The organism is Cupriavidus sp. D39 (assembly GCF_026627925.1).
GTDB classification, from domain to species: domain Bacteria; phylum Pseudomonadota; class Gammaproteobacteria; order Burkholderiales; family Burkholderiaceae; genus Cupriavidus; species Cupriavidus ulmosensis.
The window spans coordinates 1,950,186-1,974,230 of sequence record NZ_JAPNLE010000009.1 but is presented as its reverse complement, the minus strand read 5'-3'; the positions used below and the strand labels follow the sequence as shown (position 1 = coordinate 1,974,230).

Annotated in this window: 15 protein-coding genes, 2 tRNA genes and 7 pseudogenes; 12 read left to right on the top strand and 12 right to left on the bottom strand. The window is 65.7% G+C overall.

The window, feature by feature from the left end; genetic code table 11:
• Positions 1–224 precede the first annotated feature (224 nt).
• Both rpsU and OMK73_RS21145 read right to left on the bottom strand, forming a co-directional pair.
• Positions 225–437: a 30S ribosomal protein S21 gene (gene rpsU, locus OMK73_RS21150; RefSeq protein ID WP_006158571.1), complete on the bottom strand. Its 213-nt coding sequence runs from the start codon at positions 435–437 to the stop codon at positions 225–227.
• Positions 438–471: 34 nt separating this feature from the next.
• The gene (locus tag OMK73_RS21145; protein WP_006158572.1) at positions 472–669 is read right to left on the bottom strand and encodes a cold-shock protein; all 198 of its coding nucleotides are present in this window, start codon (positions 667–669) and stop codon (positions 472–474) included.
• A 129-nt stretch (positions 670–798) separates the two neighbouring features.
• Here OMK73_RS21145 and OMK73_RS21140 point away from each other — a divergent pair.
• Positions 799–874: transfer RNA gene (locus tag OMK73_RS21140), tRNA-Met, on the top strand.
• 195 nt (positions 875–1,069) lie between these two features.
• Here the strand turns inward: OMK73_RS21140 and OMK73_RS21135 are convergent.
• Both OMK73_RS21135 and OMK73_RS21130 read right to left on the bottom strand, forming a co-directional pair.
• Positions 1,070–2,398, bottom strand: a complete 1,329-nt coding sequence (locus OMK73_RS21135) for an ATP-binding protein (protein ID WP_267603801.1) — start codon at positions 2,396–2,398, stop codon at positions 1,070–1,072.
• Positions 2,399–3,132, bottom strand: a pseudogene (locus OMK73_RS21130) (response regulator).
• 177 nt (positions 3,133–3,309) lie between these two features.
• On the opposite strand from OMK73_RS21130, the gene OMK73_RS21125 reads away from it, so the two are divergent.
• The 5 genes and pseudogenes from OMK73_RS21125 to OMK73_RS21105 all read left to right on the top strand — a co-directional run bounded on the left by OMK73_RS21125 (position 3,310) and on the right by OMK73_RS21105 (position 9,297).
• Complete coding sequence (locus tag OMK73_RS21125; protein WP_267603800.1) at positions 3,310–4,146, top strand: MipA/OmpV family protein; 837 nt, start codon at positions 3,310–3,312, stop codon at positions 4,144–4,146.
• A gap of 10 nt (positions 4,147–4,156) precedes the next feature.
• Positions 4,157–5,353 carry an SDR family oxidoreductase gene (locus OMK73_RS21120; RefSeq protein WP_267603799.1) on the top strand — a complete coding sequence of 399 codons (1,197 nt, stop codon included), beginning with the start codon at positions 4,157–4,159 and terminating at the stop codon, positions 5,351–5,353.
• Between the two features lie 260 nt (positions 5,354–5,613).
• A pseudogene (gene fusA / locus OMK73_RS21115) lies at positions 5,614–7,721 on the top strand (elongation factor G).
• A gap of 80 nt (positions 7,722–7,801) precedes the next feature.
• Positions 7,802–8,089 carry a hypothetical protein gene (locus tag OMK73_RS21110; RefSeq protein WP_267603798.1) on the top strand — a complete coding sequence of 96 codons (288 nt, stop codon included), beginning with the start codon at positions 7,802–7,804 and terminating at the stop codon, positions 8,087–8,089.
• A 281-nt stretch (positions 8,090–8,370) separates the two neighbouring features.
• Positions 8,371–9,297, top strand: a complete 927-nt coding sequence (locus OMK73_RS21105; RefSeq protein ID WP_267606456.1) for a tripartite tricarboxylate transporter substrate binding protein — start codon at positions 8,371–8,373, stop codon at positions 9,295–9,297.
• A 155-nt stretch (positions 9,298–9,452) separates the two neighbouring features.
• On the opposite strand, the gene OMK73_RS21100 is transcribed toward OMK73_RS21105, so the two are convergent.
• A tRNA-Asn gene (locus OMK73_RS21100) sits at positions 9,453–9,528 on the bottom strand.
• A 592-nt stretch (positions 9,529–10,120) separates the two neighbouring features.
• Here OMK73_RS21100 and ltrA point away from each other — a divergent pair.
• On the top strand, positions 10,121–11,518 hold the full coding sequence (ltrA, locus tag OMK73_RS21095) for a group II intron reverse transcriptase/maturase (RefSeq protein WP_267602818.1): 1,398 nt from the start codon (positions 10,121–10,123) through the stop codon (positions 11,516–11,518).
• A gap of 93 nt (positions 11,519–11,611) precedes the next feature.
• On the opposite strand, the gene OMK73_RS21090 is transcribed toward ltrA, so the two are convergent.
• The 3 genes from OMK73_RS21090 to OMK73_RS21080 all read right to left on the bottom strand — a co-directional run bounded on the left by OMK73_RS21090 (position 11,612) and on the right by OMK73_RS21080 (position 14,058).
• Positions 11,612–12,721 (bottom strand): NAD(P)/FAD-dependent oxidoreductase, encoded by a 1,110-nt coding sequence (locus tag OMK73_RS21090; RefSeq protein WP_267603797.1) that lies wholly within the window; start codon positions 12,719–12,721, stop codon positions 11,612–11,614.
• A 98-nt stretch (positions 12,722–12,819) separates the two neighbouring features.
• The gene (fdxA, locus tag OMK73_RS21085) at positions 12,820–13,143 is read right to left on the bottom strand and encodes a ferredoxin FdxA (RefSeq protein WP_267603796.1); all 324 of its coding nucleotides are present in this window, start codon (positions 13,141–13,143) and stop codon (positions 12,820–12,822) included.
• Positions 13,144–13,473: 330 nt separating this feature from the next.
• Positions 13,474–14,058 carry a hypothetical protein gene (locus tag OMK73_RS21080; RefSeq protein WP_267603795.1) on the bottom strand — a complete coding sequence of 195 codons (585 nt, stop codon included), beginning with the start codon at positions 14,056–14,058 and terminating at the stop codon, positions 13,474–13,476.
• 63 nt (positions 14,059–14,121) lie between these two features.
• Here OMK73_RS21080 and pncB point away from each other — a divergent pair, with 63 nt between their 5' ends.
• The 5 genes and pseudogenes from pncB (at position 14,122) to rmuC (ending at position 20,202) form a co-directional block, all read left to right on the top strand.
• Positions 14,122–15,300 carry a nicotinate phosphoribosyltransferase gene (pncB, locus tag OMK73_RS21075; protein ID WP_267603794.1) on the top strand — a complete coding sequence of 393 codons (1,179 nt, stop codon included), beginning with the start codon at positions 14,122–14,124 and terminating at the stop codon, positions 15,298–15,300.
• 89 nt (positions 15,301–15,389) lie between these two features.
• Positions 15,390–16,075 (top strand): annotated as a pseudogene (locus OMK73_RS21070) (LutC/YkgG family protein).
• 177 nt (positions 16,076–16,252) lie between these two features.
• Positions 16,253–17,694, top strand: a pseudogene (locus tag OMK73_RS21065) (sodium:proton antiporter).
• 8 nt (positions 17,695–17,702) lie between these two features.
• The gene (locus tag OMK73_RS21060) at positions 17,703–18,701 is read left to right on the top strand and encodes a 2-hydroxyacid dehydrogenase (protein WP_267603793.1); all 999 of its coding nucleotides are present in this window, start codon (positions 17,703–17,705) and stop codon (positions 18,699–18,701) included.
• Between the two features lie 32 nt (positions 18,702–18,733).
• A pseudogene (gene rmuC, locus OMK73_RS21055) lies at positions 18,734–20,202 on the top strand (DNA recombination protein RmuC).
• A 69-nt stretch (positions 20,203–20,271) separates the two neighbouring features.
• On the opposite strand, the gene OMK73_RS21050 reads toward rmuC, so the two are convergent.
• The 4 genes and pseudogenes from OMK73_RS21050 to moaA form a co-directional block, all read right to left on the bottom strand.
• Positions 20,272–20,538 (bottom strand): hypothetical protein, encoded by a 267-nt coding sequence (locus tag OMK73_RS21050; protein WP_006158586.1) that lies wholly within the window; start codon positions 20,536–20,538, stop codon positions 20,272–20,274.
• A gap of 231 nt (positions 20,539–20,769) precedes the next feature.
• Positions 20,770–22,048: pseudogene (glp, locus tag OMK73_RS21045) on the bottom strand (gephyrin-like molybdotransferase Glp).
• A 35-nt stretch (positions 22,049–22,083) separates the two neighbouring features.
• A pseudogene (gene mobA, locus OMK73_RS21040) lies at positions 22,084–22,682 on the bottom strand (molybdenum cofactor guanylyltransferase MobA).
• 46 nt (positions 22,683–22,728) lie between these two features.
• Positions 22,729–23,853 carry a GTP 3',8-cyclase MoaA gene (gene moaA, locus OMK73_RS21035; protein ID WP_267603792.1) on the bottom strand — a complete coding sequence of 375 codons (1,125 nt, stop codon included), beginning with the start codon at positions 23,851–23,853 and terminating at the stop codon, positions 22,729–22,731.
• Positions 23,854–24,045 lie beyond the last annotated feature (192 nt).

Below are 24,045 nucleotides of genomic sequence, written 5' to 3'. Positions count from 1 at the left end.
TCGCGCGCAAAGGGCGAACGCAAGCATTGCGCCGGCCGCGCTCGATCCAGGCGGAACGATGGGCAAGGCGGTATCAGGGCCGGTCGGCGGTTGTCAGGCCACGAAGGGCCGGACATCCGACGGCGCCGCTAAAACAAGAAAAATCCGCCAGGCAATGACTGGCGGATTTATGCGGCCTGCGGCAGAAACGCGTCGAAGCGCGCTCGCCGCTTGCTGTGCCGAAATCAGTACATCTTCTTCGGCAACATCTGCATGCGCAGGCGTTTGCGAAGGCGCGATTCCGCGGCTTTCTTCTTGCGCTTGCGCTCGGTCGTGGGCTTCTCGTAAGCGGTACGGCTCTTGAGTTCAACGATCAGGCCGGTCTGGAGGATGGCCCGACGGAAACGCCGCATTGCAACTTCAACGGGCTCACCTGGTTTCAAGACGATCTTAGTCAATTCTGTCCTTTAGCTTTGCCGCAAAGCGGCGGGTTCAAACAGGGGAAACATTGGCCGCTTCAGGACCCTTCTTGCCCTGTTGCGACTGGTATTGCACTCGCTGGTTATCTTGCAGCGGAGCACCCCCGCGAACCTGAGAGATGTGGACGAACAAGTCCTTGCCACCAGCGTCCGGGGTGATGAAGCCAAAACCCTTCTGGGCGTTGAAGAACTTGACGGTACCAGTTTCCATGGAAAAATCCTTTTTTGGGCGCAAAGAATGCGCCCACTTGCTTTTACACGTTTACGTAAACGCTGTCAAGAAAGAGTGCCTAAAGACCTTTGCAAATCCGTCAGGGTGGCGTATAGTACGCCCCTCTGACGCGGGGTGGAGCAGTTGGCAGCTCGTCGGGCTCATAACCCGAAGGTCGCAGGTTCAAGTCCTGCCCCCGCAACCAGACGTATTCTACTAAAAAGCCCGTCGGCAGTCCCGGCGGGCTTTTTGTTTTGTTGCGCGGGCAGATTGCGTCACTACCGCGCTACCCCTGCGCCGTCAGGCCGGAGAAAGCCATCGCCAGCCACCCGGCGGCGGCGCAGGCGCCCATCCACGAGAGCAGCACGGCAGCGATCGTTGACCATTTCATGGGCGCTCCTCAAATCGCCGGCTTGCCGGGCATGGCGGGCTCGTCCATGGCTGGCAAGGTGATCACGAAGCGCGCGCCGCCCTCGCTGCCGCTGTGCAGCCCGACCTGCCCGCCATGCAGCAGCGCGATGCGCCGCACAATGGCCAGCCCCAGGCCGAACCCCCCGGTGTGCCGGTTGCGGCTGGAATCGGGCCGGTGGAAGGGCTCGAAAATGCGGGCGCGCTCCTCCGGCGCAACCCCGGGGCCATCGTCCTCCACCGTCAGGGTCAAGGTGCCAGCCGCGTCGGTCTCGGCGTGCAGGTGGATGGCGTTGCGCGCGTAGCGGGTGGCGTTGCGGCAGAGGTTGAGCAGCGCCCGCGCCACCAGCCGCGGATCGCAGACGTGGTGAGGCTCGGGGCCGCTGGCATAGGCCGACAGCGTGAGCTTCTTATCCGCCACCTCGTTGGCCACGCTGGCCGCAACGCTGTCGATCAGCTCGCTCACCGAAACCCGCATCAGCATCATCGGCGCCGCGCCCTGCTCAAGCTGGCCGAGCGTCAGCAGCTCGGTGACCAGCTCGTCGAGCTCGCGCACGTCGCGGCGCAGGTCTTCCAGCCGCAGCGCCTGGCGCGCCTGTTCCGCTTCGCCCGTGCCGGCCGACTGCAGCAGCGCGATGCCGAACTCCAGCCGCGCGATTGGCGTTTTCAGCTCATGCGAGATGCCGTGCATCATTTCGCGCTGGTGCACGATCGACGCTTCGATCTGTTCGGCCATCTCATTGAATTGCTTGGCCAGTGCGGAGATGTTGGAGCGCCTGGGCAGGTTGGCGCGGGTCGACAGCTTGCCGTTGCCGAAATCCCTTGCCGCCTGCTGCAGCTTGTCCAGGTCGCGCCAGTGGTACCACACCCAGGCGATGATCGACAGCAAGGTGGCGAGCGCGATCAAGGCGTAGGCCAGCACGGAGATGTTGGTGTGGTCGTCTTCCTCGCTGAGCGCGTGCAGGATCTGGCCGTCGCGCAGCGGCAGGTAGTAATCCTTGGCGTTGTAGCTGAGCACCAGCTTGCCGCCGGCGAGGTCGGCAAGCTGCTGAGCATTGAGGTGGGTCAGGCTGGCCGCGTCGACCAGGTCGAACTTCTCGCGCGCCTGCCCTTGCAGGATGGCAAGCGCCGCGTCGCGGTCCTTGCCCTGTTGCGGCCCAAGGTATTCGGATAGCGTAAAGGCATAGCCTTTGCGGTTTTCCCGTTCGGTCTCGGTGAAATGCTCATGGAACAGCGGGATGAAGGTGGTGTTGATGGCGGTCACCGCGGCGGCCGCGGCCAGGATCACCAGCAGGTAGAGCTTGAGTAGCGAGCGGACCATTCATTCCTCCCATGCCGAAGGGCTGAAGAGGTAGCCGCGGCCCCAGATGGTCTTGATCTTGTGCGGCTCGGGCGAGGCATCCTCGAAGCGGCGGCGCAGCCGCGAGATACCGGAGTCGACGGTGCGGTCGATGCCGTCGAACTCGATGCCGCGCAAGGCCTTGAGGATGTCGTCCCGGCTGAGCACGGTGCCGGCGGCGCGCGCCAGGATCAGCAGCAGGTTGAACTCGGTGGTCTTCAGGTCCACCTCCTGCCCGCGCCATGTCACCTACCGGTTCGGCGGCGAGATCACCAGCGCGCCGAACACCAGTTCATGGTCCCGCTGCGCAGGCGCGGCGGTCTCGGCAACCCGCTCTGCGGCGGCGCGCCGCAGCAGGCGCGGGCGCGCGCCACCAGCAGCCTTGGCTCGATGGGCTTGACCACATAGTCGTCGGCGCCGATCTCCAGCCCCGCCACCTGGTCGTACGTATCGACGCGTGCGGTCAGGATGAGCACGGGCACGCGCGAGAACGCGCGAATGCCGCGGCACACTTCCATGCCGTCCATATGCGGCAGCATCAGGTCGAGGATCACCAGCGCCGGCCACAGGGCCTGGACGGCGGCCACCGCGATATCGCCGCGCCGCACTACCTCCACCACGAATTCGTAGTTGCCCAGATATTCGCTGACAAGCTGCGCGAGGCGATCATCGTCCTCGACCAGCAATACCTTGTACTTGGCCATGGCATCGCTCATGACAGGGCTCCCTGGGGCAGAAAAGTGCCGATTCTATCCGGCGAACGACCTGCATTGGATGTTGGAGACGCTTCAAGACAAATTTGCACAATTGAACAAGATTTCGCGCGATTTCAGGACAGACAGCCCGGCGCGCCATCCCTAATCTGCGTGCTTCGACATCAAGGCGGAGCAGCCGTGAAACAGCAAGCAAGCAATCAGTGGGGCGTGGCAAGGTTGCCGGTCGCGTACAGGGGCGCGCACAAGGGCGCGTACAAGGGCGCGTTTCTCGTGGCCGCGCTGGCGAGCCTCTGCCCGGCAGCGCACGCGGAAAGAACGTACTCCATTGGCCTGGCCGCCGGCGCCGCCCTGCGCTACGCGGGAAGCAGAGACTACCGGGCCGTCGGCGCGCCGGTGCTGCGCGCCGACTTCGGCAACGGTGCCTTTATCGATTTGCTGCAAGGCGCTGGCTATACCTACAAGTTCGGCAACGGCATGTTTGCCACGGCCTCGCTCGGCTACGCGCTGGGCCGTACCGACAAGAACCGCGCGGACCTGCCGGGCTCGGATCACCTGAAGGGCATGGGCAACATTCCGGGCTCGCTGATGGGCGCGTTCCAGCTCGGCGCGCGCGTGTACGGCGACACCACGCTGAGCGTGACGCTGGACGCGCCACTGACGCATCGCGAACGCGGGCTGAGCGGGCACATCGATCTGGTGGTGCCGGTGATCCAGTCGGGCGCGCACATCGTGACACTCGGGCCGAGCGTGCACTACGGCTCGGGCCGCTACATGCAGACCCTCTTTGGCGTGACCGATGCACAGGCCGCCAACAGCGCCTTTGGTCAGTACGCCCCCAAGGCCGGCTTCGATGCCGCGACGCTGTCGCTCGCATGGAACTACACGCTCTCGAAGGAATGGTCGGTACGCACCCTGGTGGCGGCGACACGCCTGCTCGGGGACGCCGCGAAGAGCCCGATCGTGCAGAGCAAGCAGTCGTACTTCGGCATGAGTTCGGTCAACTACACATTCTGAGGAGAACGCCATGATGTGGGATTGGCACGCCAGCCTGCCCGCGCAGGATCTTGCCGCCCGTGCGCGTGCCTGCGACACACGCCTGCCCGGCGTCGGCTCCCTGCTGCTGACCGGCGCCACCGGCTTTATCGGCGGCAACGTGACGGTGGCCGCGGTCAACGCCGGTCTGGCCCGGCGCTTGCTCTGCCTGGTGCGCGGCGAGGATGCCGCGGACGCATTGGCTCGCTTGCGCGAAAACGCCATCCAGTGCGGCTTGTTGCGCAGCCGGGTGGACTGGCTCAACGAGGACAACGTGTTGCTTGGCGCGCTTGACAGCGATTTCGCGCCTGCCGCACAGGCGCGGCTGGCGGGCGTCACCCATGTCATCAACTGCGCCGCGCTGGCCTCGTTCTCCGCCGATGCGCAGGTCACGCGCATCAACGTGCGCGATACCTTGCGTTTTGCCTCGCGCTTTGCCGGCAGCGCGGCCTTGCGGCGCTTCGTCCATGTCGGTACCGCCATGGCTTGCGGCACGCAGCGCGGGCCGAGGATTGCCGAGCGGGATGCCGGCCATGGCGGCACCAGCGATCTCAGCCACCTGGTGCCTTACACGCGCAGCAAGCAGGAAGTGGAGGTGCTGCTGCGCAACAGCTTGCCCGACCTGCCGCTGGTGGTGGCGCGCCCCTCTATCGTGGTGGGGCACACCGTGCTGGGCACGCAGCCCTCGGCCAGCATCTTCTGGCTTTTCCGGATCATCCACCAGTCGCGCCGCTATACCGCGGGCCCGCATACCCGCATCGACGTGATCGCCGTGGACGACTGCGCGCAGGCCTTGCTGCAGTTGGCGATAAAGCCCGAGCTGCGCTTCGATGCCTACCATCTTTCGGCCGGCGCGCGCGCGCCAACCATTGCCCAGGTGATCGCAGCCATGGACGAGGCGGCCTTGAGCGAAGACGCGCCCGCCTACCGTCTATGCCCGCCCAGCGAACTCCCCGCGCTGGCGAGCGACGTAGCGCGCAAGGAGCGCATCAGCAACCGGCGCCTGATCGAGCGCGCACTGCGGCTGTACGCGGGCTTTGCCGAGCTCGGCTATGTCTTTGACAACGGGCGCATCCGGGAGGAGATCGATTTCGAGCCCTTGTCGATCACGGACTACGTCAGCGAATGCATGCGCACTTCGCGCGGCGTCGGCATCCTCGAGCAGATGAGCTGGGATTTCAAGTCATGATGAGCATGCCTCCCATCGTTGCAACCTTTGGCCGAGGCATTGTGCGGGCCGCAGGTCTCGGTGCCGTGCTGGCCGCCTAGCCCCGGCGGGGAACGATCCGGGGCGAACGTGATGCAGGCGGTACTTTTGCCGGCTGATGAGCCAGCGCGACGTGGGCCGCGACTGGCTGCGGCGGCCCGGCAAGCCGCCCATGGCGTACCGTACGATGCGGCGCCTGTAGAAGTGTTACTCTTTTGAGTGATGCCTACCAGGAGATCACCGTGAGCCGCAAAACCCCCATCGAGCGCTATCGGAACATCGGTATCAGCGCGCACATCGACGCTGGCAAGACCACCACCACCGAACGCATCCTCTTCTACACCGGGGTCAACCACAAGATCGGCGAAGTCCATGACGGCGCGGCCACCATGGACTGGATGGAGCAGGAGCAGGAGCGCGGCATCACCATCACCTCGGCCGCCACCACGGCGTTCTGGAAGGGGATGGCCGGCAATTATCCTGAACATCGCATCAATATCATCGACACCCCCGGGCACGTGGATTTCACCATCGAGGTAGAGCGTTCGATGCGCGTGCTCGATGGCGCATGTATGGTCTACGATGCGGTGGGCGGCGTGCAGCCGCAGTCGGAGACGGTCTGGCGCCAGGCCAACAAGTACAAGGTGCCGCGCATCGCCTTTGTCAACAAGATGGATCGCGTCGGCGCGGACTTCTTCCGGGTGCGCTCGCAGATTGCCGACCGGCTCAAGGGCACGCCGGTGCCGATCCAGATACCGATCGGCGCCGAGGAAGGCTTCCAGGGCGTGATCGACCTGGTCAAGATGAAGGCCACCGTCTGGGACGACACCAGCCAGGGGCTGCACTTCGAATATCGCGAGGTGCCGCCCGAACTGCTGGAGCTGGCCAAGGAGTGGCGCGAGAAGATGGTCGAGGCCGCGGCGGAGGCCAGCGATGAGCTGCTGCACAAATACCTCGGCGGCGAGCCGCTGACGGAGGACGAGATTAGGGCGGCGCTGCGCAAGCGCACCGTCGCCAACGAGATCGTGCCGATGCTGTGCGGCAGCGCGTTCAAGAACAAGGGCGTGCAGACGCTGCTCGATGCGGTGATCGACTACCTGCCGTCGCCGGCGGACGTGCCCGCGATTCTCGGCCATACCGAGGACGACAAGGAGGCCGAGCGCCATCCCAATGACGACGAGCCGTTCTCCGCGCTGGCCTTCAAGATCATGACCGATCCCTTCGTCGGGCAGTTGATCTTCTTCCGCGTCTACTCGGGCGTGGTGAACTCCGGCGACACGGTCTACAACCCGGTCAAGGAGAAGAAGGAGCGGCTGGGACGGATCCTGCAGATGCACGCCAACGTGCGCAGTGAGATCAAGGAAGTGCGCGCTGGCGACATTGCCGCGGCGGTGGGGCTGAAGGAGGCGACCACTGGCGACACGCTGTGCGATCCCGATCACGTGATCATCCTCGAGCGCATGAGCTTCCCGGACCCGGTGATCTCCCAGGCGGTCGAGCCCAAGACCAAGGCCGACCAGGAGAAGATGGGCCTGGCGCTGAATCGCCTGGCGCAAGAGGATCCCTCGTTCCGCGTGCATACCGACGAGGAGTCCGGCCAGACCATTATCTCCGGCATGGGCGAGCTCCACCTGGAAATCCTGGTGGATCGCATGCGCCGCGAGTTTGGCGTGGAGGCCTCGGTCGGCAAGCCGCAGGTGGCCTACCGCGAGACCATCAAGCAGGGGTGAAGGACATCGAAGGCAAGTTCGTCAAGCAGTCCGGCGGGCGCGGCCAGTACGGCCACGTGGTGCTCGATCTGGAGCCGCAGGCGCCGGGCAAGGGCTATGAGTTTGTCGATGCCATCAAGGGCGGCGTGGTGCCGCGCGAGTTCATTCCCGCCGTGGACAAGGGTATCCGGGAAACGCTGGCGTCGGGCGTGCTGGCTGGCTACCCCGTGGTGGATGTCAAGGCCACGCTGGTGTTCGGCTCCTATCACGATGTCGACTCGAACGAGAATGCGTTCCGCATGGCCGGCTCGATGGCGTTCAAGGAGGGCATGCGCCGCGCCAAGCCGATCCTGCTCGAGCCGATGATGGCAGTGGAGGTCGAAACGCCCGAGGAATTCACCGGCAACGTGATGGGCGACCTGTCGTCGCGCCGGGGCATCGTGCACGGCATGGAGGACATCGCGGGCGGCGGCGGCAAGTCGGTGCGCGCCGAGGTGCCGCTGGCCACCATGTTTGGCTACTCGACCTCGCTGCGGTCCCTGACCCAGGGCCGCGCCACCTACACCATGGAGTTCAAGCACTACACGGAAGCCCCGGCGAGCGTGGCCGAGGCGGTCATCAACAGCCGGCACACGCGCTAGCGTGCATTGAATGGCCGGGCAGGGCAGGGCAAAGGCGCCGCGTGCCAGGCGGCGCCGCTTCGACTTGATGGGAGAGTGCAATGGCCAAGCATCTGTTTTCCCAATTCCCCGAGGACGAGCAACGCGCGGTCGTGGCCGTCTGCTCACGGCTGGGCTTTGTGCCGGACGACTTCGAGATCACCGACGAAGGCTTCCAGCCCGATAACGGCGACCCGGCGCCGCGCCAGGTCAGCGTGCGGCGCCCCGCGACGGATGCGCAGAGTGCCTATGACGCGAGCGAAGGGCAAGGGCCCGGCTGGATCGAGGAGTTCGAGAGCGATCTCGAGTGCGGCCTGTTCGGGCAACCTTCAGGGCACGCGCCTGCCTAGGGTCCACGCATAGGCGCGCTTACGCGCGCTTAGGCGACGCTCGACGGCATCATCCTGTACGCTTGCGCAAACACATCGGCGCGGCATCCTGCCGTGCCACAAAAATAACTCGGAGACGATCCATGCAGCGGGGTTTGCCGGCTAGCGTGTCATCACTTGTGCCTGCTTTCTTGTCATCTTTTTCGCTTGCCTTCCCGGCGGGTTTTGCCTCATCGGCCCCGGTCGCGCATGCCGGCCGGCGCCGGCAACTTGCCGCATGGCTCGCCACCGCGCTCCTTGGCCTGCCGGCGTTGGTCGCGGCGCAGGCCGTGGATAGCTATCCGTCCAAGCCGATTCGCGTCGTGGTGCCTTATTCAGCAGGCGGCGGCGCGGACAATGCGGCGCGCGTCATCACCGCCCAGATGGGCGTGCTGCTCAAGCAGCAGGTGGTGATCGACAACAAGCCGGGCGCCAGCGGCACCATCGGGGCCGCGGCGGTTGCCCAGGCGCCGGCCGATGGCTATGTGGTGCTGTACGACGCGTCCACCTTCGTCGTCAATCCGGCGCTGCGCAAGCTGCCGTTCGATGCGGCCAAGGATTTCCTGCCGGTCTCGCTGGCGGTCACGGCGCCCAATATCCTGGTGGTGCCGCCCAACGCCCCCTACAAGACGGTTGGCGAGTTCCTCGACTACGCACGTCAGCATCCCGGCAAGACGACCTACGCGTCGTACGGGCCCGGCAGCCCTGCGCACATGGTCGGCGAGCTGCTCAAGAGCCAGGCCAAGGTCGACCTGCTGCATGTGCCGTACAAAGGCGGCGCGCCGGCCCTGACCGATGTGATGGGTGGGCAGGTCGATGCCTATTTCGCCAACGCGGCGTCTGGCTTGCCCTATGTGAAGGCCGGCAAGCTGCGGGCGCTGGCGGTGACTTCCGCCAAACGCATGCCGGCCTTGCCCGACGTGCCGACGCTGGTGGAAAGCGGGCTGGCGGGCTTCGACGTACTGGAATGGAATGGCTTGTTCGTGCCCAAGGGAACGCCGCCGCAAGTGGTGGAGCGGCTGGCGGCGGCCGTGCGGGCCGCGGTCAACGATCCCAAGGTCAATGCCCGGCTGCTGGATCTTGGCGTGGTGCCGGTCGGCAGCAGTCCACAGGCCTTCGGGCAATTCCTGCAGACCGAGCTGACGCGCTGGGCGCGGCTGGTCAAGCAGAACAGCATTACGATCGAGTAGGCAATTGTGCGGGGCGGGATGTGGCTGCGGGGCTAGGAACCGCAGCGGTTCTGCAGTTGGGCTGCGGCAGTCCCGATCCCCATCCCGAAGCACCGAAGAAGTCCGATGCACAAATGGAAAAGGCCCGCAAATTCTTGCGGGCCTTTCACATTCTTTGGCTCCCCGAGCTGGGCTCGAACCAGCGACCTGCGGATTAACAGTCCGTCGCTCTACCAACTGAGCTATCAGGGAACAGCTGAGAAAAGGATTTTAACCAGTTTCTCGTTTATCCGTCAACACCTGCGCTGCAATTTCTTGCTGGCGGTGCTGCGGAACTTCTGGTTCCGCCCCGATGTTCCGAGGCAGGGCCGCATTATAGAAGGTCTTTCAGATTTTTGCCATAAAAAATCGCCCCGAAGGGCGATTTTTTCTCCATGGTGCGCCCGGCAGGGCGCACTCACTTGAGGGTGCAAGTCCCTTACACACCCGGCAAGGGGAAGTGTTAGCCAGAGACAAGGGTTTCCCGGGCGACTGGGAGTCTGAAGGAAGTCCGAGGCAAAGCGCTGGCCTGACGAACAGGAAGCGGATGAGGCGTCGTATCGGGGTGAGGTAGCCATAATTGCCAAAGCCCGATACTTGCACGGAACGATGCGGCGTAGATCCGACAGGCATAAGCGTGAAGGTGGGTGCGTCATACCCGGGGAGATCTGCACCGCTGCCACGGTGCTACCGACGTCGAGAGGCGTCGGGACGGCGGTGCAGAAGTCAGCAGAGGCCATATTAGGTGCGCGGTTGGCACTGAAGGGCCAAACATGAATGAGCGCGATTAGGACGACAGACCTCGATGCTTACCGACGAAGCCCAAATGCACGAACGAGTGCAGCCCACAGCGGAGGAAGGCGGGCGGAACCTGCCTGGGGCCGATGGGGGTGCGGAGGCTGGCACGGCGGCTGTCGGGCAAACGAAAGCGCGGGCGCCATCGCTGATGGAGGCGGTGGTCGAGAAGGGCAACATGTGGCTGGCGTACCGGAAGGTGGTCAGGAACGGTGGCGCGGCCGGGGTGGATGCCCTGGCGGTGACGGCGTTGCGGGACTGGCTGAAGGTGCACTGGCCGAGCGTCAAGGCGGCGCTGCTGGCCGGCCAATACATCCCGCAGGCGGTGCGCGCGGTGGACATCCCCAAGCCTGCGGGCGGGGTGAGGACACTGGGCATCCCGACGGTGATGGACCGGCTGATCCAGCAGGCGCTGCTGCAAGTTCTCCAACCGATCTTTGAGCCGGGATTCTCCGAGTCGAGCTACGGCTTCAGGCCGGGGCGCAGCGCTCAGCAGGCGGTCTTGCAGGCACAGCGGTATGTGCGGGAAGGCCGGCGCTGGGTGGTGGACATCGACCTGGAGAAGTTCTTCGACCGGGTCAACCACGACATCCTGATGTCGCGGGTGGCACGGCAAGTGAGGGACGCCCGGGTGCTCAAGCTGATCCGGCGGTATCTGGAAGCGGGGCTGATGCGTGGCGGGATGGTCGAGGCAAGGAGGCAAGGCACGCCGCAAGGCGGGCCGCTGTCGCCGTTGCTGTCGAACATCCTGCTGACGGATTGGGACCGTGAGCTGGAAAGGCGGGGCCTCGCGTCCTGTCGTTACGCGGACGACTGCAATATCTATGTGCGTAGCAAGACGGCAGGACGGCAGGTGTTGGCTGGCATGACAGCGTTCCTAGCGGAGCGGCTGAAGCTGCGGGTCAACGAGGCCAAGAGCGCGTGTGCGCGGCCGTGGGCGCGCAAGTTCCTGGGCTATAGCCTGACAATGCACCGTCAGGCGCGGTTGCGCATTGCGCCGGACAGCCTGCAAAGGCTGAAGGAGCGTGTGCGGGAACTGGTGCGTCCGGGACGAGGAGGGAACCCGGCCCACACGATAGCAGTGTTGAATCCGGTACTGCGCGGGTGGATGGGGTACTTCCGCTGGACCGAAGGCAAGCGTGCGCTGGAGGAGTTGGACGCCTGGATCAGACGGCGGCTGCGCTGCTTATTGTGGCGGCAAGCCAAACGTCGTCGGACCCGGGTGGTGATGCTGCGTCGGCAGGGGCTATCGGACGAGCGAGCGTACAAGTCAGCCTACAACGGGCGCGGCCCGTGGTGGAATGCTGGCGCGATGCATCTGCGCGATGCCTTCCCGAAACGCTACTTCGACGCCATGGGGCTGGTCTCGCTGCTGGATACTCAGCGGCGCTTGCAGTCTCGTTCGTGAACCGCCGTATGCGGAACCGCACGTACGGTGGTGTGAGAGGGCTGAGGGGGTAACCCCTCACCCTACTCGATCACTTTGCCGGGCACGCCAGGCTCAGTCGAACACCGGCGAATCGACGCCGAGGATCTTGTGCAGCTTCGGCGAGGTGGTCGTGTACTGCATGTGGATTTTCTTCTCGGGGAAGATATAGGGCGCGGCGCCGAAGGCGGCCAGCGCGGCTTCATGGAAGCCCGAGAGGATCAGCTTCTTCTTGCCGGGGTAGGTGTTGATGTCGCCCACCGCGAAGATGCCCGGGATGTTGGTCTCGAACTTCTCCGTATCCACCTTGACCTGCTTGCGCTCCAGGTCCAGGCCCCATTCGGCGATCGGGCCCAGCTTGGGCGACAGGCCGAAGAACACCAGCAGGTCGTCGAGCGGCAGGCGGCGGGTCACGCCGTCGGCGCCCGTCACCTTGATCTCGGTAAGGAGGCCCTCTTTCTCCTCGTAGCCGCTGATCTGGCCCACCAGGAACTGCATCTCCATCTGCTCGCACAGGTCCTTCATCTTGGCGACCGATGCCGGCGCGGCGCGGAAGCCGTCGCGGCGATGGATCATCACCACGGATTCGGCCTTGCCGACCAGGTCCAGCGTCCAGTCGAGCGCGGAGTCGCCGCCGCCGACCACGACCAGGTTGCGGCCGTGGAAGCGGCTCGGATCCTTCACGCGGTAGAACAGCTGCTTGCCGTCGAACTTGTCGATGCCGTCCACCTTGACCGTGCGCGGCTGGAACGAGCCCACGCCGGCGGCGATGAAGATGGTCTTGGTGATGAAGCGGGTGCCGAGCGAGGTCTCGACGAAGAAGCGGCCGTCTACGCGGCGCTCCACCACAGCCACTTCCTGGCCCAGGTGGAAGGTCGGCTCGAACGGCTCGATCTGCTTGAGCAGGTTGTCCGTCAGTTCCTGGCCGGTGCAGATGGGCACGGCCGGGATGTCGTAGATGGGCTTGTCCGGATAGAGCTCCACGCACTGGCCGCCGACCACCTTGAGGGAGTCGATCACGTGCGCCTTGATTTCGAGCAGGCCCAGTTCGAAGACCTGGAAGAGTCCGACCGGACCGGCACCGACGATCAGCGCATCGATTTCCAGCGGGTGGCCGCCGCCAGCGTTGCCGGCGGCAACGTGGTTGGTGGCGTCGGCGACGGGGTTAGGGATGCTCAAGTCCATATTCGTCCTGATACGTTGTGGGCACATGCGTGCCCGGCATTGCGGGAAAGCGCGTGGGTGGGGACGGCTTTCTGACCTGTCTTTTGGTGTTGCAGGTATCAGCGTTGCAGGTATTGCAGCTTGTCGGCCGTGTCCTTCCATTCCTCGGCTTCGGCCAGCGGGGCCTTGGTCTTGGTGATGGAAGGCCAGTTGCGTGCCAGCTCGGCGTTCAGGTCGATGAACTGTTGCTGGTCGCCCGGCACGTCTTCCTCGGCGTAGATCGCGTTGACCGGGCATTCCGCCACGCACACCGCGCAATCGATACACTCATCCGGGTCGATGGCGAGGAAGTTGGGGCCTTCGCGGAAACAATCGACCGGACACACGTCAACGCAGTCGGTATAGCGGCAACGGATGCAGGATTCGGTGACAACGTGAGTCATTTCGGTTCCAGAAAAACAGGATCGGCTTCGATGGGAATGGATTTGGCCTGTTGTGCCTTGCTCATCACGCCGGTGCGGGCCTACCCTGGAGTCACTGGGTTCACCATACGCGGCGCGAGCGAAGGCCGTGGCCTATCAAAGACCGATATTGTAGCTGAGCCATTAAGCAAGGGTAGTCGCTCTATATAGCCAGATCAGATAGTTTTCTTATTTCTTTATGTGCATTTGATCCAAGGCAGCCGGCGTCGTGCCCGCCGATGTGCTTTTCTGGCCGGTGCGGCGTTGGCGTTGTATGCTGCCTGAGCTTGCCTGCGCGGTATTGCCGCGTGCCTAACCCAGTGAGGAGTGCGTCATGCCTAGACCCGCCCGGGAGTCGTCGCGCAGCCGCGGTTTCAGCCAGGCGGCGAACGCCTTGCTATGCCTGGCGGCGCTGGCCATGCCGGCCGCGCATGCGCAGACGCTGGCCAAGGCCGGGCCCCCGGACAGCGTGGTGGCCCGCTTGATGGCGTGGCGCACGATGAGCGACAGGCCGGTATCCCTGAGCGCGCTGGCGCGCTTCGATTGGGACGATTTCGGCGTGATCGTCGAGGCGGCGGGGAGGGTATGGCCAATTGCGGCCAGGCCGGGTTCCTGCCGTGCGACGCCGGCCTGCAGCCCGAGCGTGGCGCGCCGGTCCAGGTGCTGGTGTTCCGCCGCGGCACGCAGCGGGTCTACCAGGAGCGCATCACGGCCCGTTCGGCAACCTTCGCCGAACCGCTGCCTGCCGATGTGCCCCGGGCGCAGGCCACGCTGATTGGCTGCCCCGGCTATCGCGGGCAGGTCCTGTGGTGCCTGCGCGGCAGCGCGCGGGGCCGCCAGCCCGATCCTTTCCTCGATGGCGCATGAGGCCGGCCGGCATGGCCGATGCGGCTTCATGGGCTGAGCGCCGCGCTTTCGGTTAGCATGGCGCTCTGACTCGGCACTGCCGTCTGGCCCGACATGATCATTACCTCTTTGCTCGACACCGACCTGTACAAGTTCACCATGATGCAGGTGGTGCTGCATCACTTCCCGGCGGCACAGGTCGAGTACCGCTTCAAATGCCGTAACGCGGGGGTCGACCTGACGCCCTACGTGGACGAGATACGCGACGAAGTGGCGCAGCTGTGCCAGGTCCGCTTTACGCCGGACGAGCTGCAATACCTGCGCGAGCTGCGCTTTATCAAGAGCGATTTCGTCGACTTCCTCGGCCTGTTCCACCTCAACGAGAAATACGTGACGATCAAGCCCGCGGCCTCCGGCAGCGGCGAGATCGAGATCACCATCCGCGGGCCGTGGCTGCATACCATCCTGTTCGAGGTGCCGTTGCTGGCCATCGTCAACGAGGTCTATTTCCGCCGCACCCAGCCGCAGCCGGACTGGAGCGAGGGACGCAAGCGCCTGGAAGACAAGCTGGCCTTGCTGAAGATGCCTGCCCACGCCGACTGCGTGATCGCCGACTACGGCTCGCGCCGCCGTTTCTCGCGCGACTGGCAGGAGGAGGTGTTGCAGACCATGCGGCGCGTGCTCGGCCCGCAATTGGCCGGCAGCAGCAACGTGCATTTCGCGCGCATGCACAACCTGGTCCCGCTCGGCACCATGGCGCATGAATACCTGCAGGCCTGCCAGGCCCTGGGGCCGCGGCTGCGCGACTCGCAGGTGTTCGCGCTGGAAGTGTGGGCCAAGGAGTACCGCGGCGACCTCGGCATTGCCTTGTCCGACACCTATGGCTTCGATGCCTTCCTGCGCGATTTCGACCTGTACTTCTGCAAGCTGTTCGATGGCGTGCGGCACGATTCCGGCGACCCCATCGCCTGGGGCGAACGCATGCTGGCGCACTACGCCGCTGGCCGTGTCGACCCGCTGGGCAAGACGCTGATCTTCAGCGACAGCCTCGACATCCCGCGCGTGATCGAGCTGTACGAACGCTTCGGCGGGCGCTGCCGGCTTGCCTTCGGCGTGGGCACCAACCTGACCAACGATCTCGGCTACACGCCACTGCAGATCGTCATCAAGATGACCCGCTGCAATGGCCAGCCGGTGGCCAAGCTGTCGGACACGCCCGAGAAGACCATGTGCGACGATCCCGCTTACCTGGCGTACCTGCGGCAGGTGTTCGGCATCAAGGCGCCGACCTAGCGCTTGATGCAAGCGCGCCGCCGCAGCCGCTGCCCCCAAATCCACCAAGCCACCAAGCCACCAAGCATCCAACCTCCGGAAATCGACTCATGGATACCACCTCCGCCCGCGATCGCATCTTTGCCCGCATCCGCGCCGCCCAGGGCCGCGCGCCCGGGGTGAGCAACGGCGAGCGCGCGGCGGTGGCCGATTACCTCGCGCGCCATCCTGCCGGCCCCCGTCCGCCGGCGCCGGCGGACCGGATCCAGGCCTTCCATGAGCAGGCGCAGAAGTTGGCCTCCACGGTGGAACGGGTGGTCACGATGGCCGATGTGCCGGCCGCGGCCGCGCGCTACCTGGACAGCCTCGGCCTTGGGCGCCGCGCCGTGGCCTGGGACACCTTGGCGGCGCTGGACTGGCAAGGGCAGGGCTTGACGGTGGAGTGCCGGCCACCCATCCGCGATGCGCAGGCCGATCACGACCATGGCGACATGGTCGGCATCACGGGCTGTTTTTGCGCGATCGCCGAGACCGGCTCGCTGATGCTGCTGTCCGGCCCGCAGACGTTCGCGTCAGCCGCGCTGTTGCCCGAGACACATATCGCGGTGGTGCCGGTCTCGCGCATCGTCGATGGCCTGGAAGACGCCTTCGCGCTGGTGCGCAGCGAGCGCGGGAGTTGCCCCGTGCCACCAATACCATCAGCGGGCCCTCGCGCACCGGCGACATCGAGCAGACCATCGTGCTCGGCGCGCACGGCCCATACCGCGTGCACGTGATCCTGGTCGAGCAGGACTGAGTGCGGCTGGCCGGGGCGTCCGGAATCGGTGGAGTCGCGCGGCGATTGCTTTACACTTGAGGGCCTCGCCACGCGCCCGCGGCCCGCTCGCCGGGCCGCTCGGGTTCGTGCGCTTTCTCCGCTCGTGGCCAACATCAGGCCCGGGTGCCGCAATCCGATACAAGGAGACCCCGCTCGATGCGACGTGCCCCCGCACTGCTATCCCTGCTGGCCCCGTTGTTGTTCACCCTGTTGCTCTCGCTGGTGCCGAGCCTGGCACACGCCGCCGATCTCGATGGCGCCACGCTGTCGCCGCTGTGGGCCTTGCCCTTCGCCGGCACCTTGCTGTCGATCGCGCTGTTCCCACTGATCGCGCCGCGCTTCTGGCATCACCACTACGGCAAGATCATCGCAGGCTGGGCAGTGCTGTTCCTGGTGCCGTTCGCGCAGGCCTTCGGCGTGCATGCCGCCGCCGCCAATGCCGTGCACGCGTTGCTGTCGGAGTACATCCCCTTCATCGCGCTGATCGCCGCGCTCTATATCGTCGCCGGTGGCATCTGCGTGCGTGGCAGCCTGCACGGCACGCCGCGCCTGAATACCGGCCTGCTTGCGCTCGGCACGGTGCTGGCCAGCCTGATGGGCACCACCGGCGCCGCCATGCTGCTGATCCGGCCGCTGCTGCGCGCCAACGACAACCGCAGGCACGTGGCGCACGTGGTGGTGTTCTTTATTTTCCTGGCGGCCAATGCGGGCGGCGCGCTGACGCCGCTGGGCGATCCGCCGCTGTTCCTGGGTTTCCTGAAAGGCGTGGATTTTTCTGGACCCTGCGCAACATCCTGCCCGAGACGCTGTTCATCTGCATCTCGCTGCTGGTGATCTTCTATTTCGTCGATCGCCACTACTACCTGAACAAGGAAGAAGAGCTGCCGCAAGCGGCCGATCCCACGCCCGACTCCGCGGGCATCCGCATCGAGGGCAAGCGTAATTTCGTGCTGCTGCTGGCGGTTGTTGGCCTGGTGCTGATGAGCGGGCTCTGGAAGCCCGGCATCGAGTTCAACGTGATGGGCACCCTGGTCGGCCTGCCCGCGGCGGTGCGCGATGTGCTGCTGGTGGCAGTGGCGCTGCTGTCCCTGCTGATCACGCCGATCACCGCGCGCACGGGCAACGAATTCAACTGGGAACCGATCCTGGAAGTCGGCAAGCTGTTCGCCGGGATCTTCCTCACCATCATTCCCGTGATCGCCATGCTCAAGGCCGGCACCGACGGCGCCTTCGCCGGCGTGATCCGCATGGTCAGCGATGCCGGCGGCCAGCCCATCGACAGCATGTATTTCTGGGCCACGGGCATTCTCTCGTCCTTCTTGGATAATGCGCCGACCTACCTGGTGTTCTTCAACACCGCGGGCGGCGACCCCGCCACGCTGATGACGCGCGACGCCTCGACGCTCGCGGCCATCTCGGCCGGCGCCGTGTTCATGGGCGCTAATACCTATATCGGCAACGCGCCCAACCTGATGGTCAAGGCGATTGCCGAAAGCCGCGGCGTGCGCATGCCCAGCTTCTTCGGCTACATGCTGTGGTCGATCTGCGTGCTGGTGCCGCTGTTCCTGGTGATGACCTTTCTCTTCTTCCACGTGTGAGTGTGAGCATGACCAAGCCTTCCATCCTTGTGACCCGCGCCGTCTTTCCCGAGGTGATCGACCGGCTCGCGCAATACTTCGACGTCGACGACAACCAGCAGGACGTGGCGCTGGATGGCGCCGCGCTCAAGGCGCGCCTCGCCGGCAAGTCCGGTGTGCTGGCCAATGCCGCGGACCGCATCGGTGCCGGGCTGGTGGCCGGGCTGCCAGCCTTGCGCGCGGTCTGCAACATGGCGGTGGGGTACAACAACCTCGATGTGCCGGCGCTGACCGCCGCCGGGATCGTGGCCACCAATACGCCCGATGTGCTGACCGAGACCACGGCCGATTTCGGCTGGGCCTTGCTGATGGCCACCGCGCGCCGCGTAACCGAGTCCGAGCACTGGCTGCGCGCCGGCAAGTGGGAGCGGTGGAGCTACGACATGTTCCTCGGCATGGACCTGTACCGCAGCACGCTCGGCATCCTTGGCATGGGCCGCATCGGCCAGGCGCTGGCACGCCGCGCGGCCGGGTTTGGCATGTCGGTGCTCTATCACAACCGCAGCCGCTTGGCTGATGAAACCGAGCGCGCGCTCAACGCGCGCTATGTCAGCAAGGCTGAGCTGCTGGCGCAGTCCGACCACCTGCTGCTGGTACTGCCCTATAGCGCGCAGAGCCATCACAGCATCGGCGCGGCCGAGCTGGCGCAGATGAAGCCGTCGGCCACGCTGGTCAACCTGGCGCGTGGCGGCGTGGTCGACGATGCCGCGCTGGCCGATGCGCTGCGAGAGCGGCGCATCTTCGCTGCCGGACTCGACGTGTTCGAGGGCGAGCCGCAGGTCCATCCCGGCCTGCTGGCGGTGCCCAATGTGGTGCTGACCCCGCACATCGCCAGCGCCTCGGAGAAGACCCGCCGTGCCATGGCGGATCTCGCCGCCGACAACCTGATCGCCGCGCTCGACACGGGGCCGCAGGCAGGGCATCCGCCTTCGGTGATCAATCCCGACGTAATGGCGCGCCGCCGCTGATCCTCTTGCTGCCAACCCCTGCTAACCCATTCATGAATTTGATTCCCCTGTTGACCCTGGCCCTTGCGCTGGCAGCCGTGTTGCTGCTGGTGGTGTTGCTGCTGCGACCGCGTGTCGCACAGGACGGCGCCGGCCCGGAGCTGCTGCGCCAGCTCGCCGAACTGCGCGCCGAAGGCGCACGCGGCAATGAGCGTCTGGAGCGCGAACTGCGCACCGAGGTGACCGAGAGCGCGCGCGTCGGCCGTGGCGAAGCCGGCCAGCAGATGATGCGTTTCCAGCAGGCGCTGTCCTCGCAGCTCACCAGCATCGCCACGCTGCAGAACAACCAGATCGACATGTTCGCGCAGCAGCTTCCAAGCTGACCGAGTCCAACGCCCAGCAGCTCGAGCAGGTCCGGCAGAACCTGCTGCAACAGGGCCAGCAGGCACGCGACGAGCAAGGCAGCGCGCTGCGCCGTTTCGGCGACGGGCTGCAGCAGCAACTGGCGCAGATGTCCGAGGGCAACGAGCGGCGCCTGGGCGAGGTGCGCGCCACGCTGGAGCAGCGGCTCAAGGAGATCGAGGTCAACAACGCGGCCAAGCTCGAGGAGATGCGCCGCACCGTCGACGAGAAGCTGCACGCCACGCTGGAGCAGCGGCTGGGCGAGTCCTTCAAGCTGGTCTCGGACCGGCTCGAGCAGGTGCACCGGGGCCTTGGCGAAATGCAGGCGCTGGCGCAGGGCGTGGGCGACCTCAAGCGGGTGCTGACCAATGTCAAGTCGCGCGGGACATGGGGCGAAGTGCAGCTGGAGATGCTGCTCGAGCAGGTGCTTACCGCCGAGCAGTACGCCAAGAACGTGGAGACGGTGCGCAATACCGGTGCGCGCGTGGAGTTTGCGATTCGCCTGCCGGGCAAGGACGCTGCCGGCGGGCAGGTGTGGCTGCCTATCGACGCCAAGTTCCCGAAGGAGCAGTACGAGCGCCTGCTCGACGCGCAGGAGCGCGGCGATGTCGATGGCGTTGTGCTGGCCGGGCGCGAACTGGAAGCCGCGATCAAGCGCGAGGCCCAGACGATCTCCGAGAAATACGTGTCGCCGCCGGCCACCACGGACTTCGCCATCCTCTTCCTGCCCACCGAGGGGCTGTATGCCGAAGTCTTGCGGCGCCCCGGGCTGGCCGACCTGCTGCAACGCAATTTCCGCGTCACGGTAGCCGGGCCGACCACGTTGGCCGCGTTGCTCAACAGTCTGCAGATGGGGTTTCGCACCCTGGCGCTGGAGCGGCGTTCGAGCGAAGTGTGGGAGGTGCTGGGTGCGGTCAAGACCGAGTTCGGCAAGTTCGGCGATGTGCTGGCCAAGACCCGCGACACGCTGGAGCGCGCTGCCCGCAACATCGAGCAGGCCGAGGTGCGTACGCGCCAGATGGAGCGCAAGCTGCGCACCGTGGAGGCGCTGCCGGGCGAGAACGCGCAGGAACTGCTGGGCCTGGCCGCCATGGCGGATGACGAGGCCGCAGGCGGTTGAGACGCAAAAACCGAGCAAAAAAAGCGCATCGGATCGATGCGCTTTTTTACTTTCTGGCGGCTGGCTGTGTCAGGACAGGTCGCGGATCGTCACTTCGATGCCGCCGAAACGCGCAGCCACCCAGTTGTAGGCCTTGCAGGCCAGCCAGAGCAGGCCAAAGCCGATCAGCGCATTGAGAATCAGTGCCGTGAAGACGGTGATGCCGGGCAGGTCACCATAACGGATAAAGGCCACGAACAGGCCCAGCGAGACGATGGGTACCGAAAAGCACAGGTACACGAGCACGAGCGCGCGGGCGGTTTTGACCGGGTGGAGGTACGCAATCTCCTGATTCATGACAGCTTGGGCAGTAAGCAAAGTAATGTTGCGCAAGTGTATCCAATGGGGGAGGCGGCGCATAGTCCGGCACTCGCGGGGTATGGAAAACCGCCGATCTGCTTGCTAAACCCGGGCAAATCTGCTGCGCAAAAACGACACAAAGGTGAAGCCGGCGCACCGTGGCGGCCCTGGTGGGAGCCAACAAGGGCGCCGGCAAGGGCGCCATGAAGGGGGCAGTGAGGGCACCCCTTACATCAGCCCGTCGAAGAGCATGACCTCGACCTCATCGCCCGCCGCGACCATGCCCTGTTCATGCCCGAGCACGATGAAGCAATTGGCCTCGCTCATCGAGCGCAGCACGCCCGAGCCCTGCTGCCCGGTGATGCTCACCTGCCAGCCGCCCTCCGGGTCCGGCGCCAGGATGCCGCGCTGGTACTCGGTGCGGCCAGGCTTCTTGCGGATCGCCTGGGCGCTGCGCACGCGCATCAGTGGCAGGGGCGCCACCTTCGCGCCCATCTGGCGGTGCAGGGCGGCCCGCACGAAATGATAGAACGTCACCATCACCGCCACCGGGTTGCCCGGCAGGCCGAAGAGCAGCGCCTGGTGGCCGTGGGAGGCAATGCGTCCAAAGGCCATGGGCCGGCCGGGGCGCATGGCGATCTTCCAGAAGGTCACATCGCCAAGCTGGGCCATGATCTGCTTGGTGTAGTCGGCTTCGCCCACCGATACGCCGCCCGAGGTGATGACCGCGTCGGCATTTTCGCACGCGCTGCGGAACGCCGCTTCCAGCGCGGCGGGATCGTCGCGCACCACGCCCATGTCGATCAGGTCGACGTTCAGCCGCCGCAGCATGGCGTGCAGCGTGTAGCGGTTTGAGTCGTAGACGCAGCCGGCGTCGAGCGTCTCGCCGATCGAGCGCAGTTCGTCGCCGGTGGAGAAGAACGCGACGCGCAGGCGGCGCCGCACCTTGACTTCGGCCACGCCCAGCGATGCCAGCAGCCCAAGGTCGGCTGGCTGCAGGATGCGCCCGGCGGCCAGCGCCGGCTGGCCGATGGCAAGGTCTTCGCCCCGCAGGCGGCGGTTGTCGCCGGCCCGTACCGCCCTGGCCTCAAAGCGAACCTGTTCGCCTTGGATGTCGACGAATTCCTGGGGAATCACGGTGTCGCAGCCGGCCGGCATGATGGCGCCGGTCATGATGCGCGCTGCCTGCCCGCGTGCCACCGCTTGCTCGCAGGCAGCGCCGGCGAAGGCGCTGCCGACCACCGTCAAGGTCACGTTGCCGCCGGCGGCCAGCTCGCTGCTGGCGAACGCATAGCCGTCCATGGCGGAGCTTGTCGTGCGCCGGCACGTCCAGCGTGGAGATGACGTCTTCGGCCAGCACGCGATCGAGCGCCGTGCGCAGGGCGACCTGCTCGGTGCCGCGCACCGGCTCGACCACCTCGCCGATGATCTGGTTGGCCTGCGCCACCGGCAACGCACCGGGATCGTAGTCGGACAGGCAGGAAATGACGGATTGTAGTGATGGCATGGACCGTTCCCGGGGCAGCGGCCTGGCTTAAGTTGTCAGCGCGCTTCGAGCGTGCGCAACTCATCCAGGGTATTGATATTGGCGAAGGCGCCGGCGTCTTCGAACAGCACCTCGGCCAGGCGGTGCGAGGCGGCCCAGGTTTCGATCTTGCGGCCGCCGCCGTTGAGGAAAGCCACCAGGCCGTCGAGCGCCGTGGCCGGCATCAGGCAAAACACCGGCTGGACCTGCCGGCGGCCATCCGCGTCGATGGTGACGGGGATGGCCATCTCGGCGCCTTGCTCATCGATCGCGCTCGCCAGGCGCGCGGCCAGGTCGGATGGCAGGAAAGGCGAGTCGCAGGGGCGCTCAGCATCCAGCCCGTCTGGCATTGCTCCAGCCCGGCCAGCATGCCGGCGAGGGGTCCGGCGAAGTCCGGCACCGAATCGGTGACCACCGGCACGCCGAAGGACTCATACGCGGCCAGGTTGCGGTTGGCGTTGATCAACATGCCGCCGGTCTGCGCAGACAGGCGCATCAGCGTATGCATCGCCATGGGCGCGCCCCGGAACGGTTGCAGACCCTTGTCGGTGCCGCCCATGCGGCTACCCCTGCCGCCGGCGAGGATCAGGCCGGTAATGTCTTCGCGAGGAATCATTGGGGGATGGGAGAGTAGGGAGCTGGGTTGGGCGGGGCGGCTGCCATCAGCCGCCGATATACGACATTTCGATCTTGTTCTCGGCGCGTGCCTGCCGCACCGCGGGGTCGCTGCGCTGTTCCGAGTAGTGATCGGTGCGCCCTTGCCAGACCCCGGCAATGGCGTTCGAGATTTCCAGGTCGCTGTGCTCGCCGCGCAGCAGCGCCCGCAGGTCGTAGCCTTCGGTGGCGAACAGGCACAGGTAGAGCCGGCCTTCAGTCGACAGGCGGATGCGGCTGCAGTCCCCGCAGAAGGCGTGGGTCACGCTGGAGATCACGCCGATCTCACCGGCGCCGTCGCGGTAGCGCCAGCGCTCGGCGGTCTCGCCGCTATAGTTGGCGGAGATGGTTTCCAGCGGGAATACCTCGTGGATGCGGCGTACCACTTCGGCCGAGGGCAGTACCTCGTCCATCTGCCAGTGGTTGCTGGCGCCCACGTCCATGAACTCGATAAAGCGCATGATGATGCCGCTGTTACGGAAATGCGTGGCCATCGGCACGATTTCCCCGTCGTTGGTGCCGCGTTTGACCACCATGTTGACCTTGATCGGCGCCAGCCCGACGGCCTGCGCGGTCTCGATGCCGTCCAGCACATCGCGCACCGCGAAGTCGACATCGTTCATGCGGCGGAAGGTGGCGTCGTCGATGGCGTCCAGGCTCACGCTCACCCGCGTCAGGCCGGCATCGCGCAGCGCGCGCGCCTTGCGGGCCAGCAGCGAGGCGTTGGTGGTGAGGGTGAGGTCCAGCGGCTTGCCCGACACCGTCTCGATGCGCGCCAGCATTTCCACCAGCTTCTCGATGTTCTTGCGCAGCAGCGGCTCGCCGCCGGTCAGGCGGATCTTCTCCACCCCGTGCGCAACAAACAGGCGGGCGGCGCGCTCGATTTCCTCGAAGCTCAGCAACTCGGAGTGCGGCAGGAAGGTGTAGTCCTTGTCGAACACTTCCTTGGGCATGCAGTAGACGCAGCGGAAATTGCAGCGATCCGTGACCGAGATGCGCAAATCATGCAGCGGCCGGCCGCGCGTATCGGCAACCAGCCCGGACGGTGCGGCGAGCACAGCCGGAATGCTTGGCGTCATCGAGCGGTAGCGATGGTCGCGCAGGTCGAAAATGGGGATGACGGATTCGGTCATGGCCTGGGGGCGTGGCAGTGCAGGTGACGGGGGCTCTAGGCGCCAGCGCGGATGCGTGGGGGCGAGCAACGCCCGTTCCGGGGCACCATCTTTCGGGTGCCCTCCATTTGTCATTCTAGCCGAGCCGGGCATGGTACCGCCGGCATCACCCGGGGCATAGCCCGCGGGCATGAAAAAGGGACGGCATCGCCG

Bases quoted from the DNA above. Each gene is read 5' to 3' on its own strand.
- OMK73_RS21145 (WP_006158572.1), bottom strand. From the start codon at position 669: ATGGAAACTGGTACCGTCAAGTTCTTCAACGCCCAGAAGGGTTTTGGC.
- OMK73_RS21135 (WP_267603801.1), bottom strand. From the start codon at position 2,398: ATGGTCCGCTCGCTACTCAAGCTCTACCTGCTGGTGATCCTGGCCGCG.
- OMK73_RS21120 (WP_267603799.1), top strand. From the start codon at position 4,157: ATGATGTGGGATTGGCACGCCAGCCTGCCCGCGCAGGATCTTGCCGCC.
- OMK73_RS21110 (WP_267603798.1), top strand. From the start codon at position 7,802: ATGGCCAAGCATCTGTTTTCCCAATTCCCCGAGGACGAGCAACGCGCG.
- ltrA (WP_267602818.1), top strand. From the start codon at position 10,121: ATGCTTACCGACGAAGCCCAAATGCACGAACGAGTGCAGCCCACAGCG.
- OMK73_RS21090 (WP_267603797.1), bottom strand. From the start codon at position 12,721: ATGGACTTGAGCATCCCTAACCCCGTCGCCGACGCCACCAACCACGTT.
- fdxA (WP_267603796.1), bottom strand. From the start codon at position 13,143: ATGACTCACGTTGTCACCGAATCCTGCATCCGTTGCCGCTATACCGAC.
- OMK73_RS21080 (WP_267603795.1), bottom strand. From the start codon at position 14,058: ATGAAGCCGCATCGGCCATGCCGGCCGGCCTCATGCGCCATCGAGGAA.
- pncB (WP_267603794.1), top strand. From the start codon at position 14,122: ATGATCATTACCTCTTTGCTCGACACCGACCTGTACAAGTTCACCATG.
- OMK73_RS21060 (WP_267603793.1), top strand. From the start codon at position 17,703: ATGACCAAGCCTTCCATCCTTGTGACCCGCGCCGTCTTTCCCGAGGTG.
- OMK73_RS21050 (WP_006158586.1), bottom strand. From the start codon at position 20,538: ATGAATCAGGAGATTGCGTACCTCCACCCGGTCAAAACCGCCCGCGCG.
- moaA (WP_267603792.1), bottom strand. From the start codon at position 23,853: ATGACCGAATCCGTCATCCCCATTTTCGACCTGCGCGACCATCGCTAC.